Below are 14,211 nucleotides of genomic sequence, written 5' to 3' on the forward strand. Positions count from 1 at the left end.
CCGCGTGGTGACGCAGGCTGGTCTCGAACCGCAGCGCGCCGCGTTCGCACAGCTCGCGCCAGCGCTGCGGCCACTGCGCCTCGTCGACCTGGGTGTCGATGTCGGGCACCCGCAGCCGCAACAGTTCGGCGTGCTCCAGGCCGAGAAGCCGGCAGGCCGCGGCATTGGCATCGAGAACGGCACCGTCCGGGCCGACCTGGAGCAGGGCATCGTTGGCTTGCTCGACCGCGTGGCGAGTTAGCAGCAATTGCTGCTGCGCCTGCTCGCGTTCGCTGACGTCGCGAGCGGAAGGGATCAGCCAGAGCACGCGTCCGTCGGGGCCGAACAGCGGCAGCAAAGAGAAATCCATGGCCAGCATGGAGCCGCTGGCACTGGCGATACGCACATCGAAGCGCGAGGCTTCGCCGCGTGTCGCGCTGGCCAGTGCCTCCTGCACGCGCTGCCGGGACAACTCGCAGCCCTGCCACCAGGGCGTGGCCTCGAAGCGCTGGCCGAGCACCTGTTCCGGCGTGCGGCCGATGGCCTGCAGTGCGGCCTGGTTGGCATAGCGCAGCCTGCCGTCGACATCGAGCAGGCCGGCAAAGACCGAGGGGCCCAGCTTGTCCATCACCTCGTGCAGGGACAGGTTGGGGCCGGATGCGGGATGGCTGGCCGGCACCAGCGTCAGCGCGGCATGGCGGTGCGGCATACGCGAGGCAGGGTGGGTTGGGGCATGCCTTCACTCTGCGCGGCGGCATGCACCGCTGGCGTGATCAGTTGCCGCCGCCGGCGACCGGATCAGATGGGTGCAGGCGTCGGCTGCCCAGCGCGCACGGCGTCGTCGACCAGGCGCGCCAGGGCGCGCATGGCGCGTTCGAGCGTGCCGTCCCATTGCTGCCCGCAAGTCAGCCGGATGTGGTGCTGGAACTCGGCGCGTGCCGAGAACATCGGGCCCGGGGCCAGGCTGATGCGCTCCGCCAGCGCGGCCTGGTGCAGCGCCATCGCATTGACGCCGACCGGCAGCTCCACCCAAACGAAATAGCCGCCCGCCGGCCGCAGCACCTTGCTGCCATCGGGAAAGTGCCGGCTCACGGCGTCGAACAGACTGTTCCGCTGCGACCGCAGCGCCTCGCGCAGGCCGCGCAGATGGCGATCGTAGCCGCCCTCCTGCAGGTACTCGGCCAGCGCCGCCTGCACCGGGATCGATCCTGACAGGCTGGTCATCAGCTTGAGGCGTTCGACCTCGCGCGACAGCCGGCCGGGCGCCGCCCAGCCGACGCGGTAGCCCGGCGACAGGCTCTTCGAGAACGACGAGCAGTGCAGCACCAGGCCGCGGCGATCGAAGGCCTTGGCCGGCAGCGGCGCTGTCTTGCCTTCGTAGAGTTCGGCGTAGACATCGTCCTCGATCAGCGGCACCTCGTGGCGGGCCAGCAGCTCGACGAGGTCGCGCTTCTTCGCCTCGGGCATCAGGCTGCCGAGCGGGTTCTGGAAGCTCGTCATCAGCCAGCAGGCCTTCGGGCGGTGGAGCTCGAGGACCTGTGCCAGACGGCTCAGGTCGATGCCCTCGCGCATATGCGTCGGCACCTCGATGGCGCGCAAGCCCAGGCGCTGCAGCGCCTGCAGCGCCATGTAAAAGGTCGGTGACTCCACCACCACTGCGTCACCCGGCCGCGTCACGGCGTTTAGGCAGAGGTTCAGCGCCTCCATCGCGCCATGGGTCAGCACGATCTCATCGGTGGCGATCGCCATGCCCTGCAGCAGGTAACGCTTGGCGATCTCGCGCTTGAGCCGCAGATTGCCCGGCGGCAGGTCCTCAACCATGCTCCAGGGGTCGAGCCGGCGCGTGCTGGAGACCAGCGCGCGGCGCAGCCGATCCAGGGGATACAAGGTCGGGCTGGGGAACGCGGAACCGAAGGGCACGATATCGCGCGCTCGTGCCGCGCCAAGACAGGCGTAGATCAGGTCGTTGACCTCGACCGGCTGCGATCCGGACTGCGGTGCCGACGTCTTGGGCTCGGCGAGCAGCACGCCGCTCGCGCGGGCGGCGACGTAGTAGCCGGAGCGCGGCTCCGCACGGACCAGCCCGCGCGATTCGAGCAGGTAATAGGCCTGGAAGACCGTGCTCGGGCTCAGGCCCCGACTGGCACAGGTCTGGCGCACCGAAGGCAGGCGATCACCAGCCCGCAGCACGCCAGCGCTGATCTGTTGCTCGAGTTCACGAGCCAGCTGTTCGAACTTCGCGGCGGCGGCGGACGGGCGATCACGCATGGTGTCGGCACCGCGCCTCGGTCGACTGCCGTCTGGGTGGGGTGGCGTGCCGTCAGTCTAGGGCTTGGGTGCGGTGATGCAAGCGTTGGCAGCGGGACCGAGTGAGTCCCGCGGGCGGCCTTGCAACGCTGGGCGGGCAGCGAGCGGCCACAGCGCAGAGATGCTGGCCCGCTCTCGGCGGGTCGCAAGTCAGCACAGCAGCAATCTCAGTCGGTCGGCGCCGTTCTGCGTGATCACAGTGGCAGTCCCATTCCGGCCATCATGATGTGAGCCGGGATACGGCCTGAGCGACCGGTCCGCGAGTTGGAGCTGCCGTTCGTTGTGGCTCACCGGGCCGGGTCGAGGTGCACCTCATCGGAGGTCCGCTGCGGGTCTCCGCGGACTCACGCAAACGACCCTAAGCGGCTCTTGGACTCGTCGATCTCTCTGCCGAACAGCAGTCGATCATGTCTAGTCGGTCGTTGAGAGGGGGCGCGCCAGCCAACTATCCGTAGGCCACATTTGTCGATGGCCGGCGTGCGACCGTCGTGGCCGCAAGTTTCGAGCCGCCAGCAGTGCTAGGTCCGAGTTAGGGGTTCGACTTGTCTAAGTCGTTCGTAGTTCAAGGCCGCATCGGTGGCAACGGCGTCTATCTCTCGTTGCCCAAAATCGCGGATGAATGGCAGTTCCCATCTGCAGGCACCAGCCGCACCACTGCACGGTTTCAGCACCGGCGCGGGGCCGTGCGATTGAGGCAAAACCATCCGTGGGTGGCCGTCATTGCTGACCGGCGATGACTGGCTTGACGGTGCCGCCAACGGCAGGAATCCGGGAGAAGACGTCGGCAATGAAATCCATGAACACGGTTGCTCGCGTCGGCAAAAGTCGATTGGCGACGTAGACGATCTGGACAGGCACGGCTGGCGCGAAGTAGCCCGTCAAGATGAACTTCAAGCGCCCACTCCTCAACCCTTCGTCGAAGAGCCATGCCGGGCCGTGGCCGATTCCCAAGCCTGCAACGACCGCCGCGCAGACCGCTTCAGGTGAGTTCACTCTGAGCCTGCCGGAAACGGGCACATCGGTCTCACGAAAGCGCCAAGTAGCACCCGACGACAGCAGCGTATAGATGACGCAGTCGTGGTCTCGGAGGTCGTCAGGCGTTTGCGGCACGCCGCGCCGCGCCAAGTAGCTTTCACTCGCCACGAACACCCGCTCGTAAGACCCGATGCGTCGGGCGCGCAGCGCGCTGTCCTCCAGGTGTCCGATGCGAATCGCCAACTCCGTCCCCTCATCGACGAGGTTGACATAGCGGTCATTGATTTGCAGGTCCAGCGTCAACTTCGGATAGCGCTCAAGAAAAGTCGGGACGTGCGGCAACACGAAAGCATGGGCCAGCGCGGTGGGGCAGGCTACCCGCAAGAGCCCTGAGGGGTCGACATTGCTCCTAAAAGACGATTCGGACTCGTCCACAGCATCAAGAATCCGGCGGACGTCCGCGTAGTAGCGCTGCCCCTCTGGCGTGAGGGCAAGCCTCCGTGTGGATCGGTGCAGGAGCCGGGTCTGGAGGTGCTCCTCCAGCGCTGCGACGTAGCGGCTCACGTTCGGCTGCCCCAGGCCCAGGTCACGAGCTGCGGCCGTGAAGCTCCCCGTCTCCACGGCACGCGCGAAGCAGGTCATCAGCAGGAGTCGGTCCAAGTGCCCCTCCAATTCATACCCAAAATGCATGGATGGTATTCAATCGAGCCATCTTATAGAAATTCAGACATGGATTCACATTCTCCTCATCGGCCACGGTGGGTGGCCGTCTACAGGAGAAAGTCATGTCACGCTTGCAAGGCAAACGCGCCCTCATCACTGGCGGCACCAGCGGCATTGGCCTGGAAACTGCCAAGCAGTTTCTGGCCGAAGGCGCCCGCGTGATCGTCACCGGCGTCAACCCGGATTCCATCGCCAAGGCCAAGGCCGAACTCGGACCTGAGGTGCTGGTTCTGCGCGCCGATTCGGCCAGCGTGGCAGCGCAGAGGGACCTGGCACAAGCCGTCAAGAACCACTACGGCCAGTTGGACGTGGCCTTCCTCAACGCGGGCATCTCCGTCTGGCTGCCGCTCGAAGACTGGACGGAAGAGATGTTCGACCGTTCATTCGATGTCAACGTAAAGGGCCCGTACTTCCTGATCCAGTCGCTGCTGCCGGTGTTCGCTCCCTCCGCATCGGTCGTCCTGAACACGTCCATCAGCGCGCATGTGGGCGCAGACCGCTCCTCCGTTTACGCGGCCACCAAGGCAGCGGTCCTGAACCTGTCGAAGACGCTGTCGACCGAGCTGCTCGGGCGCGGGGTTCGCATCAATGCGGTCAGCCCGGGGCCCATCGACACGCCGCTGTACGACAAGCTGGGCATCCCCGAGTCCTACCGCGAACAACTGAACAAGGACATCGCGGCCACCATCCCGCTTGGCCGCTTCGGCACGCCTGAAGAGGTCGCCAAGGCCGTGCTGTACCTGGCCTCCGATGAATCCCGCTGGTCGATTGGCACGGAAATCGTGGTCGACGGCGGTCGCCTGCTCAATCGCTGAGCGCACAGGGTTCTGCGCGCCGAAGGCGCCTTACGACTGGGACGAGTCGACGGCGCCTTCCAGATCCCTGCCAACACGGATGGCCGCGGGCTCGCTGCTGATTGATCTGGTCTCGTTCCAAATCCGGGGGCGAAAGGGCGTGCTTGTCCTGCTGAGCCTGTCTACGACCCTGTTTGCCATCCAGTTCTTCTTGCTCAGCGCCTGGTCGTCAGCGGGGCTGATGCTGCTCGCCAGCGCCCGGTTTCTCGTCAGTTGCCACTGGAGTACCCCCCGCATGGAGGCTGTGTTTCTGGCGACAGCCTCATCCATCTACTTGATCCTGCCGCTCTCAACGGTCAGCACGCTCGCCTGGCTGGGGCACTGCGTGCAGACGCACGCGGCCTTTGTTCGGGATGACAAACGGATGAGGGTGTAACTGATGCTCGGCACGTTGCTCTGGATCGCCCACAACCTGTGGCTGGGGGCGTGGGTGAGCGCGCTGGCCGAGCTTGCGTTCCTGCTCAGCAACTGCGTCGGCTTCTTGCGCTTCCATTTCTTGCCCATGCGGCGCAGGAAGAGACTTGGCGCCTGACCGTCGAGTGGTTCTGCCAACGGTGCAGCTGGCATCCGTAATTCAACACGGGAACTGTGGAGCGGGACCGGGCTTGCCGGCCTCCACCCATGCGAGCTTCTCGGTCAGGAAGGCTAGGGCTGCATCCAGCGCCGCACGCTGTGATTGCAGCTTGTCGATCTGATCCCGCAACACCTGTGCCGTCCGCGCGGCGGACTTCGCCCCTTCCCGGTACTCGCGGTTGAGCACCGCGATTTCGCCCAGCGAGTAGCCCAGCGATTTCTGGAGCTGAATCATCCGCGCCGCCGTCACGTCATCGGCAGAGAACACCTGGTACGGATTGCTGCCGCCAAGCACACCTCGGCCCGGATTCAGCAAGCCTTTTCCGACATAGAAGCGGACCGTCTCTGGCGACAGCCCCGTCTCCTTCGCAAATTCCGACAGTAGCATGTCGAGCCCTTGACCCTGTAGTTCACTACGTGGTTATAACTGGGATTTCCCCAGCCTGGATTCAACGACATGCAATCACCTCTCTCCCAACTCCCTCGCGTTCATCTCGGCACAGGCGGTCCCCTCGTGGGCACCCAGGGGCTCGGTTGCATGGGCATGAGCGAGTTCTACGGCACCACCGACACCACGGAGGCGAGTGCGACTCTGGAGCAGGCCTTGAACATGGGCGTCACGTTGTTTGATACGGCGGACATGTACGGTCTGGGCGCCAACGAGACGTTCCTCGCGCCCTTCGTGAAGGCGAATCGGCAGCGTGTGGTGATCGCCACCAAGTTTGGCTACACGCGCACCGTCGAACGGCCCGACGACTGGAGTCTCAGCAACCGTCCGGAATACATTCGGCACGCGGTCGATCAATCGCTTCAGCGTCTCGGCATCGACACCATCGACCTCTACTACATGCATCGCCGCACGCCGGATGTGCCCTTGGAGGATTCGGTGGGTGCGATGGCGGAGCTGGTGAAGACCGGAAAGGTGCGTGCGCTCGGCCTTTGCGAAGTCAGCGCGGAAGAACTGCGTGCTGCGCATGCCATTCACCCCATCGCCGCGCTGCAGTCCGAATGGTCGGTGTTCAGTCGCCAGATCGAGCAGGAAGTCGCTCCCTTGGCCGCAGAACTCGGCGTTGCGGTCGTCCCGTTCGCGCCGTTGGGCCGCGGACTGCTCACTGGAGCCGCCTTCGGCAAGGCTCTGGCTGCAGACGACTTCCGTCGGCACTTCCCACGCTTCCAGGCTGACAACCAAGCGTCGAACGCCCAGTTGGTAGCAACGCTGGACGGGCTGGCCGCTGCGCGGGGTATCTCCACAGCGCAACTGGCGCTCGCCTGGCTCCAGACCCGTGCTGCCCAGCTGGGCGTGACCGTCGTGCCCATCCCAGGGACGCGCCGCAGGACGCGCCTGTTGGAGAACGTCGCTGCCGCGTCCATGTCATTGGGCGAACTGGAGATGGCCGTGATCGCGCCGCTGGCGGCGGCAGTGCAGGGCGTTGCGCTCTGACCGCGAGGCCCTGCGCGTCCCAGTGTCCTTGACGCTAGGTGCTCTTGGAAATTAATATCCATCCGGTCGGAAATAAACGGATTAAGCATGGGGCGCACGCGTGTAATTGACCAAGACAGATTGCTGGACGCTGCGGAGGCCGTGGTAGCGCGAGAGGGCCCAGCCAAGCTGACGCTTGAGTCAGTTGCCGCCGAGGCCGGCGTCAGCAAGGCAAGCGTGCTGTACGACCACGGGAGCAAACAGGCGCTGATCCAGGCGCTCGTGCAGCGCGCCTTGGCACGGGACAACGCTTTCAACGCTGCGGCGGCGGAGGGCCTCGCCGAGATTGATGCCCGGACGGTTCGCGGGCGCATTGCCGCCGCTGCTGAACCGCTGCCTCTCGCGCAACGTGCCGCGGCGCTGAGCCTGAGCGCTGCGCTGGTACAGGACGCAAGCCTGCGGGAATCCATGCAGGCCAATCAATCGGCCGTCATCGCTGCGGTTCAGGCCGACGCGGCACAACCGCGGGGCGCCCTGCTCGCCTACTTGGCCCTGGAGGGGCTGAAGCTGTTGGAGAGCTTGGATTTCCACACGTTCCCAAAGGCGGAGCGTGATCGGTTGCTGCTTGAAATCGACGGCTTGGTCAACCGCCCAGTGCTCCTTGAACCAGCGGCAGCAGCCCGCCGCCGCTGACGCACCTCCCCGTTCTTTCACTTTCCCGCGCCCGGGCCGGTACGCCAGCCCGCGGCCCTCTCACGTCTGTACGCACCATCGAACATGAACCCTGTTGCCCCTGAATCGTCCCAGCCCTCGTCGTCGGCGTTGCCGGCCCGCCTGTTCCTCACGGGTGGCAGCGGTTACGTTGGCCGCAATCTGATTCGCCATTTCGTGTCGCACGGTGTCGAGGTTGTTGCATTGGCGCGCAGTGAAGCCGCGTGCACCGCGGTTCGCGCGTTGGGCGCCAAGCCCTTCGAAGGCAGCTTGCTATCCGCCCATTTGGCGAAAGGCATGGTTGGCTGCGATGCATTGATCCACGCAGCAGCGGACACCGATCACGGTCCTGCGACGGCCGCGCAGGTGCAGACCAACGTCGCAGGCACTCGGCAGGTATTCGCAGCCGCTGCGCGAGCGGGAGTGCGACGGGCCGTGCACCTGAGCACGGAGTCGGTGCTCTTGGATGGCGGACCGCTGGTGAACGCCGATGAGAGCTGGCCCCTCCCGGCGCGCCCGGTCGGCGGCTACTCCGCCACAAAGGCTCAGGCGGAACGCGAGGCGCTCGCCGCGTCGCAAGCCGGGTTGGACGTCGTGGTCGTCCGCCCTCGATTCATCTGGGGACGCGACGACACGACCGCGCTGCCGCAATTGCTGCAGGCTGTGGACTCCGGCAAGTTCGCCTGGATCGACGGTGGGCGGTATCGCACCTCGACGACGCACATCGCCAATCTGATGCACGGAATCGAGCGTGCGCTGATTGCGGGCGAGACAGGCTCGTGCTACTTCATCACCGATGACGACGTCGTCGAATTCCGCGCGTTCATTAGCGCTCTGCTGCAGAGCCAGGGGAGAGACGTTCCGACCAAAGAGGTGCCCGGCCGCCTCGTGCGAGCCGTGGCTAGCATCTGGGATGGGCTGTCGGCGCTGACCGGCGGGCGCTGGAGCCCACCGGTCACAAGGCAGGCGTTGGCTCCCTCAGCCGTTGAGGTGACGTTGAACATCGGAAAGGCGCGCCGCGACTTGAACTATGTGCCGCCCGTCACCCGCGAGCAGGGGTTGGCAGAGCTGTGCGCCGTCCCTCCCGGCTGATGGCGCTCTCGGCTTGTTGCTGCGGCCGCGGCACCGAAGTTCTCCCGCTGCTGCGGTTAACGAACGTCCGCTTCCGCTGCAAAACTGAAGTCCACTTCAGGCCGAGGCCGTGTGAAAACTCGGCGATCGCGCTGTTTCCGGGGTCTCGACAGCATTGGCGTCCGTGCGATCGTCGATCCTGAGCGGATCTGAAAGGTCGACTTCTCGCCGGTGAGCAACGAAGCAGCGTTTTCACACAGCCTCGGCCAGAAGGGAACCTGCCAGCCACCCGCGGCTGGGGCCGAGGCTGATGCCCTCGGTCAATTCGCCATGCAAATTTCAGCCCCTACCCAATGTAGCGTGGAGAGAGCCAAGGATAAATTGGCATGCCTTGATCATCCGGAGGAATCTCTCATGCAGAACCGTCAGGATTCAAGCCCCCAAGCGTCACAACGACGCGCGGCGGCACAGCCAGACTATGTCGCACGCCGCGCGCACGACGCTGGCCGTGAGTCACGCCTATCAGCTCTACAGCGAGCAATTGACAACAGTCCCCGCGTTCTCGCGCAGCGGCAGCAAATTGACGCCCTGACGGGCGCCAATGCGCTCGGCCAAGCCTCCAAAGCCCCTATCCAGCGGGTTGTCACCGAGCGGCCAAACGGGACCTTCTACAGCGATGTCACTGGGCAAGTTTACGCAACACGCGAGGAAGCCTTGCAGGGGGAACTGACCTTCCAGGGCAACCCGCAACCGCTTCCAAACACAGTGAACGTCCTGCACCAACAACAGATCGGCGCCCTGGGCCATGCTCAGCAAATCGGCTTCCAGCAGTACCACAACCCGCAGGGCGCCATGTCGCTTGCACCGGTCGCGGACGGATTTCTGTTCTCGCAGGCGACGAACCGCAAGGCGGCAGAACTGGAGGAATACATGCACTATGCCTACGAGTACGGGGGGATTGATCGAGACGGCAACAGCAGCGATAGCGACCAGGAAGATGTCCTCTAGCTCCTGCGTCAAATCCAAAGCGCCCTTGCCCTAGATCAGTTAGCCCACAAGGCGTCCGTCCTCACCGGGTCGCCTTGGTCAAGACCCACGCCGACTACGGACACCTGGCCCCAAGGGGCATTCGGCACGGCAGCCGAACCCCGCAACAGAATCGGGACCTTGCACAGCTTCGTTGGAGGCTGCCGTGGACCTATGCGATGTGCGCTTCGTAGGACTAGACCTCGCGAGACGCGTCTTCTCAGTGCAAATGCAGGCTGAAGACGGCCGCGATCTCGGCTGCCGTAGTCTGGCGAGGGACGAGATGGAGCCGTTCTTTGCTTCACTGCCACCGTCGATCGCTGCCATGGAAGCGTGTGTGGGCGCGGGGCACTGGTGCGACGTTCTTGCTGCGCAGGGGCATACCCCCCTTCCGCTCCACGCGCGCGCTGTCGCACGCCTTCGAATGGGCCCGAAGAATGACAAGAAGGATTCAGCACTCATCTTGCTCGCCGCCCGCCTCCCTGACGCTCGCGCAGTGCTGGTGAAGTCACGCGATCAGATTGCAGCGCTCTCGCTACATCGGATGAGGGAGTTGGTCGTACGTCACGAGACCGCCTGTGCGAACCAGGTGCTGGGCTTTCTTCTGGAGATGGGCAGCGTGCGATGGAGGACCGCCGCGGGACTTAGACAGGCGTCTGATGAGGAGGTGGAGACCGAGCTCGAAGGCATGCCGCACGAGATGCAGTTCACGATCCGCTCAAGCCTGGCTCGGCTTCGCGCGGCCCATTCGGAGAACGCGGCCATCAAGAAGGCGCTCCTCCGCTGGCACGCATCCCAGCCAAGAAGCATCTCCTTGTCGACCGTCCCCGGCATCGGATATTGCGCGGCGACTGCGCTGGCGGCGTCGATTCCAGATCCGCCGCCGTGGAGCTGTGGCCGAGCGTTCTCCGCCTACCTCGGCCTTGTCCCCATCCAAAAATCATCCGGTGATCTGACCCGCCTCGGACACATCGGGCGCGGCGGCGACCAATGCCTTCGACGTGCCCTGTTCCTCGCGAGTCGCAGCGCGGCGATGTGCTGTTATCGGAAGGCCGAGGGCCCGGTCAGCCTTGTCTCGCTGCTGAACCGAAAGCACTTTTCGATCGCTGTGACCGCTCATGCTGCGCGCCTTGCACGGACGAGTTGCCAGATGCTCATCGACGGCACGCAATTTCAAGAAACCGCAGCCTGGCAGTCCGTTCCCTTCAAGGGGAAAGCACACAATGCTGCTGGGAAGCGCGGCGAAGCGCCGCACGACAGTTGATCCCGGGCCGCACATGGAGCCTCGAGCTCGGTCCATCGCTGGGGATTGCCGTGCGGAACTCCGAATGGACAGCGGGACTTCGAGTCCGCCGGATGACAGGTGCCGCGCTTCTCTCCCGCCTTGCTGCCTATATCAGCTGGGTCAACAAGGCGTCCGTGCCGCGACGGCATCGCAGCGTGAGGAGCCAGTCGCGCCGATCGGATGAACTCACGCTGATCTCCATCAAGCCGACCTTCGCTTCGGTGGCCGGTCCCGCCATGGACAACGGCGACCTGTCGGACAGCGGCCGATCGCGACACCTGGCACCGGCGTGGCGGCGTGCATGACCGGTCCCTGGCGCGGCAGACTCTGGTCGACCCAAAGCGGTCCACCGCCTGGGCGGGCCAAACCGCCGACAAGCCAGCAACACCTGCAACGGCGTGCAACCACGCTTCCACCGCGAGTTCCCGTGCGATGTCTCGAACCCCGCACATGGGGGGGCGAGGTGGCTTGGGGCACACATACCATCTGGCCCCCAGCCAAGGGACAGGGAGGATTCCAATGAAGAAGATTCTTCGAGCCGCCGTTCTAGCGCTCGCTGCATTCCCGATTGCCGCACTGGCATCAATCACTTTCACGTCGGGCAGCATCTATTCGACCAACGACTCGGTCATCAACCAATACACGTCGACAGGCGACCTGATCGGTAGCCTGTCCCTGACCGGCGGCGACCTCCGGGGCCTGAGCTTCGGTTCAGACGGACTGCTGTACGTGGTGCGCTCGAGCGGCACGTTCTCGCCCTCAGCCTCGGTGCTGGCAATCAACGCTTCGGGTGCAGTCGTGCGCTCCTACGCGTTCTCCGGCTCCATCGGGGGCAACCTCGGCCTCGGCAAGATCAGCTTCGATGCCACTGGCAATCACTTCTTCGTGGGCGCAGCCAACGGGGTCTTCAAGTTCGACGTCGCTGGGACTTCGGGTTCGCTGTACAAGAGCGTGGAGGGCTTCGACGTCGAAGCGCTGCCGAATGGCGACCTCCTCGTTGCCAGCAAGTACTCGTTGAATCGCTTCGACAGCACCGGCCAGTTTCTCGGCGAAGTGTCCGCTCTGTCGGACCCCCAAGGCATCACGCATGATCCCTTCCTTCAGCTCGCCGACGTACGCGGTGTCGAATACGACCCGGGCACCGACACGACCTTCGTGACCATGCTGGGCTACAGTAATAATCTAGCGAACATGAGCTTCAAGGTGCTCGCGCTCGCCGGCAGTTCGAACGTCATCACCGGGATGGAGACGTACTTTTCCGGAGAAGACATGTTCGTGACCCACGACGGCCGACTACTCGTAGGCAGCGGGATGCAGGCGCCTGGCATCTTCAGCGTCGGCCTCGGCTTCGAGGGGCAGACTGGCGGAGGGGAGGCGCGATTCGTCACCATGATGCCAATGCAAATGCCGGCGCCGGCGCCGGTGCCGGAGCCGTCCACCGCCGTGCTTCTGGCTCTGGGCCTGGGTGGACTGGCATTCGCGGCCAAGCGCCGCCTCAATTGAAGCGGCTGTCGATTCCTGAGGCAAGGGACGCGACCATCGGTCACCCGAGGACGTCCGCCCCTGGCCGCTTGCAGCTATCTACTGCCGGCGACGATCTGATCCCGATATGCGCGCCACTTCTGCAAGTTCCGCTCGGGATGATCCGACCGGCTGAGGAAGCTTCCATCGGACGCATCCAACGCTTGGCAGCCAAATCGATCGCAGAGCAACAGAATTCCGTCCACGATGAAGTCATCGGCCCGCACATGAAGGCCAATGCTTTCCACCGGGTCAGCCTTTCCCACGTTGAACTCGATTGAACCAATCTCGCTGGAGAAGATTCCCCAGCGGGGATCTGTCCAGTCAGTGTTTGGGAATACAGACGAGATGGTGGTCTGTACTTCGCTCAAACAGCCAATGCTTTCGATCTGTTCGTCCTCGGCAATCTCGGAGGCATCCTTGTATCTCCGACTGAACTTGAACAGCGAAACGTCCCAAGCCATCTCTTCCCTCCCGTCTTTCTATATATCGGTGAACGCCGATCGAGGCGTAGCCTACCCGAAACCGGTCGCTCGCCGAAGTTCGCTCCTGGCCGCGACTGACAGTTGGCCAGCCTCCCTGTGAGCTGTCGTCCGGCTACACCGTCATGGGCCCGGCATCGACATGGCGCATCGTGGATGTCCCTCAACTCGATGGGAGACCATCATGGGATCAGCAGTCAACACCCTTTCGCGCGAGCCGTGGAACAAGGGCAAGATCGTCGGCCAGAAGGCGCCGTTCAAAGTCAAGGACATCTGGGCACTCCGAGTCCGGCTCCAGATGGAGAACCGCGTCCGCGAGCTCGCGCTGTTTAACCTCGGAATCGACAGCAAGCTTCGAGGTTGCGACCTCGTCTCGCTCAAGGTGCGAGATGTCTGTCACGGTGACGCTGTGGCTAGCCGCGCGGTGGTAATGCAGCACAAGACTCAGCGCCCTGTTCAGTTCGAGATCACGCCGGCGACCCGCGATGCGGTGCAGCGATGGATCAAGCAAGCGGGACTGAGGTCGGAGGATTTCCTGTTCCCCAGTCGCATGCACCGCTCGCCGCATCTTGGGACGCGGCAGTACGCCCGAATCTTGGAAGGCTGGGTGGAGGAACTCGGGCTAGACCCTGCCGACTACGGGACGCATTCGATGCGACGGACCAAGGCGACGCTGATCTATCGGCGGACCAAAAACCTGCGCGCCGTGCAATTGCTGCTCGGGCACTCCAAGTTGGAGTCGACGGTCCGGTACCTCGGCATTGAGGTCGATGACGCACTGGAGATTTCCGAGCAGACGGAGATCTGACGAAGCCGAAGGCGGTTGTCACTAGCGGGATCGGCCGCCGGCAACGGCGGCTTCCAGGAAGTAGGAGTGGAGGGAGGTTCCGGCATCTCCAGATACTCGGCGCCGCGCATCGGGCGGCAGCTTCGTGCCCAAAGCCGAAGTACAAATCCAGGGATGACGATCAGCACCGCAGCGGGTGCCGTCATCCGCAGAACGTAGCCGGGTTCACGGTCCGGGATCCAAAGCCGTCATCGGTGCACCTGTCGACGCGCCGGCAACGATGACCGCTGTCGAGCGTAAAGCTGCCGATCAGGGCCTGCATTGATGCTTGCGAGGTCATGCGGAGGTTCGAACGCGTGCAGAGCTCTCGCTGTTCGCAGCTCCGCTGGCTCTATGACGCAATCTACGGCGCCGTTGAAGTCAAGAGGTGTGGCAGCAACTCGCTAATCCTGCAGCCTTTGGCGTAGGCAACTGTTGAAAGGCGTCATCGGACAGGA

The 14,211-nt window shown here is 64.2% G+C and carries 13 protein-coding genes, 1 tRNA gene and 2 pseudogenes; 10 read left to right on the forward strand and 6 right to left on the reverse strand.

Translation table 11 applies throughout. The features are described from left to right. Nucleotides 1-5: 5 nt before the first annotated feature. The 4 genes and pseudogenes from AC07PR_RS22050 to AC07PR_RS22065 form a co-directional block, all read right to left on the reverse strand. Nucleotides 6-80: transfer RNA gene (locus AC07PR_RS22050), tRNA-OTHER, on the reverse strand. A gap of 14 nt (nucleotides 81-94) precedes the next feature. Next, nucleotides 95-688, reverse strand: a pseudogene (locus AC07PR_RS22055) (PAS domain-containing protein); the annotation flags it as partial. A gap of 89 nt (nucleotides 689-777) precedes the next feature. After that, nucleotides 778-2,247 carry an aminotransferase-like domain-containing protein gene (locus AC07PR_RS22060; protein ID WP_495136569.1) on the reverse strand — a complete coding sequence of 490 codons (1,470 nt, stop codon included), beginning with the start codon at nucleotides 2,245-2,247 and terminating at the stop codon, nucleotides 778-780. A gap of 756 nt (nucleotides 2,248-3,003) precedes the next feature. Continuing rightward, nucleotides 3,004-3,921, reverse strand: coding sequence for a LysR family transcriptional regulator (locus AC07PR_RS22065; protein WP_495136570.1), 918 nt, complete (start codon nucleotides 3,919-3,921; stop codon nucleotides 3,004-3,006). Between the two features lie 125 nt (nucleotides 3,922-4,046). Here AC07PR_RS22065 and AC07PR_RS22070 point away from each other — a divergent pair, with 125 nt between their 5' ends. Both AC07PR_RS22070 and AC07PR_RS22075 read left to right on the forward strand, forming a co-directional pair. Then, the gene (locus tag AC07PR_RS22070; protein ID WP_495136571.1) at nucleotides 4,047-4,799 is read left to right on the forward strand and encodes an SDR family oxidoreductase; all 753 of its coding nucleotides are present in this window, start codon (nucleotides 4,047-4,049) and stop codon (nucleotides 4,797-4,799) included. Nucleotides 4,800-4,878: 79 nt separating this feature from the next. Then, nucleotides 4,879-5,370: pseudogene (locus AC07PR_RS22075) on the forward strand (YgjV family protein). Between the two features lie 42 nt (nucleotides 5,371-5,412). On the opposite strand, the gene AC07PR_RS22080 reads toward AC07PR_RS22075, so the two are convergent. Then, the gene (locus AC07PR_RS22080; RefSeq protein ID WP_495136572.1) at nucleotides 5,413-5,799 is read right to left on the reverse strand and encodes a MerR family transcriptional regulator; all 387 of its coding nucleotides are present in this window, start codon (nucleotides 5,797-5,799) and stop codon (nucleotides 5,413-5,415) included. 69 nt (nucleotides 5,800-5,868) lie between these two features. Here AC07PR_RS22080 and AC07PR_RS22085 point away from each other — a divergent pair, with 69 nt between their 5' ends. The 7 genes from AC07PR_RS22085 to AC07PR_RS22115 all read left to right on the forward strand — a co-directional run bounded on the left by AC07PR_RS22085 (nucleotide 5,869) and on the right by AC07PR_RS22115 (nucleotide 12,427). Beyond that, entirely contained in the window at nucleotides 5,869-6,852 is a 984-nt protein-coding gene (locus AC07PR_RS22085; RefSeq protein WP_495136573.1) for an aldo/keto reductase, read from the forward strand. Nucleotides 6,853-6,939: 87 nt separating this feature from the next. After that, complete coding sequence (locus AC07PR_RS22090) at nucleotides 6,940-7,524, forward strand: TetR/AcrR family transcriptional regulator (protein ID WP_495136574.1); 585 nt, start codon at nucleotides 6,940-6,942, stop codon at nucleotides 7,522-7,524. 84 nt (nucleotides 7,525-7,608) lie between these two features. Then, complete coding sequence (locus AC07PR_RS22095; RefSeq protein WP_495136575.1) at nucleotides 7,609-8,634, forward strand: NAD-dependent epimerase/dehydratase family protein; 1,026 nt, start codon at nucleotides 7,609-7,611, stop codon at nucleotides 8,632-8,634. Nucleotides 8,635-9,027: 393 nt separating this feature from the next. Further along, on the forward strand, nucleotides 9,028-9,621 hold the full coding sequence (locus AC07PR_RS22100; RefSeq protein ID WP_495136576.1) for a hypothetical protein: 594 nt from the start codon (nucleotides 9,028-9,030) through the stop codon (nucleotides 9,619-9,621). 199 nt (nucleotides 9,622-9,820) lie between these two features. Continuing rightward, a complete protein-coding gene (locus AC07PR_RS22105) occupies nucleotides 9,821-10,903 on the forward strand; it encodes an IS110 family RNA-guided transposase (protein ID WP_495136821.1) in 1,083 nt (360 codons plus the stop codon). 92 nt (nucleotides 10,904-10,995) lie between these two features. Next, nucleotides 10,996-11,229: a hypothetical protein gene (locus AC07PR_RS22110; RefSeq protein ID WP_495136577.1), complete on the forward strand. Its 234-nt coding sequence runs from the start codon at nucleotides 10,996-10,998 to the stop codon at nucleotides 11,227-11,229. 214 nt (nucleotides 11,230-11,443) lie between these two features. After that, nucleotides 11,444-12,427, forward strand: a complete 984-nt coding sequence (locus AC07PR_RS22115) for a PEP-CTERM sorting domain-containing protein (protein WP_495136578.1) — start codon at nucleotides 11,444-11,446, stop codon at nucleotides 12,425-12,427. Between the two features lie 74 nt (nucleotides 12,428-12,501). On the opposite strand, the gene AC07PR_RS22120 is transcribed toward AC07PR_RS22115, so the two are convergent. After that, nucleotides 12,502-12,909, reverse strand: coding sequence for a hypothetical protein (locus AC07PR_RS22120; protein ID WP_495136579.1), 408 nt, complete (start codon nucleotides 12,907-12,909; stop codon nucleotides 12,502-12,504). Nucleotides 12,910-13,111: 202 nt separating this feature from the next. Here AC07PR_RS22120 and AC07PR_RS22125 point away from each other — a divergent pair, with 202 nt between their 5' ends. Continuing rightward, nucleotides 13,112-13,735, forward strand: a complete 624-nt coding sequence (locus tag AC07PR_RS22125) for a tyrosine-type recombinase/integrase (RefSeq protein ID WP_495136580.1) — start codon at nucleotides 13,112-13,114, stop codon at nucleotides 13,733-13,735. The last annotated feature ends 476 nt before the right edge of the window (nucleotides 13,736-14,211 follow it).

It is taken from the genome of Roseateles sp. GW821-FHT09H11, from assembly GCF_059415845.1.

Coding starts and splice junctions, on each gene's coding strand:
- AC07PR_RS22060 (WP_495136569.1), bottom strand. CDS start 2,247: ATGCGTGATCGCCCGTCCGCCGCCGCCGCGAAGTTCGAACAGCTGGCT.
- AC07PR_RS22070 (WP_495136571.1), top strand. CDS start 4,047: ATGTCACGCTTGCAAGGCAAACGCGCCCTCATCACTGGCGGCACCAGC.
- AC07PR_RS22080 (WP_495136572.1), bottom strand. CDS start 5,799: ATGCTACTGTCGGAATTTGCGAAGGAGACGGGGCTGTCGCCAGAGACG.
- AC07PR_RS22085 (WP_495136573.1), top strand. CDS start 5,869: ATGCAATCACCTCTCTCCCAACTCCCTCGCGTTCATCTCGGCACAGGC.
- AC07PR_RS22090 (WP_495136574.1), top strand. CDS start 6,940: ATGGGGCGCACGCGTGTAATTGACCAAGACAGATTGCTGGACGCTGCG.
- AC07PR_RS22095 (WP_495136575.1), top strand. CDS start 7,609: ATGAACCCTGTTGCCCCTGAATCGTCCCAGCCCTCGTCGTCGGCGTTG.
- AC07PR_RS22100 (WP_495136576.1), top strand. CDS start 9,028: ATGCAGAACCGTCAGGATTCAAGCCCCCAAGCGTCACAACGACGCGCG.
- AC07PR_RS22110 (WP_495136577.1), top strand. CDS start 10,996: ATGACAGGTGCCGCGCTTCTCTCCCGCCTTGCTGCCTATATCAGCTGG.
- AC07PR_RS22115 (WP_495136578.1), top strand. CDS start 11,444: ATGAAGAAGATTCTTCGAGCCGCCGTTCTAGCGCTCGCTGCATTCCCG.
- AC07PR_RS22120 (WP_495136579.1), bottom strand. CDS start 12,909: ATGGCTTGGGACGTTTCGCTGTTCAAGTTCAGTCGGAGATACAAGGAT.
- AC07PR_RS22125 (WP_495136580.1), top strand. CDS start 13,112: ATGGGATCAGCAGTCAACACCCTTTCGCGCGAGCCGTGGAACAAGGGC.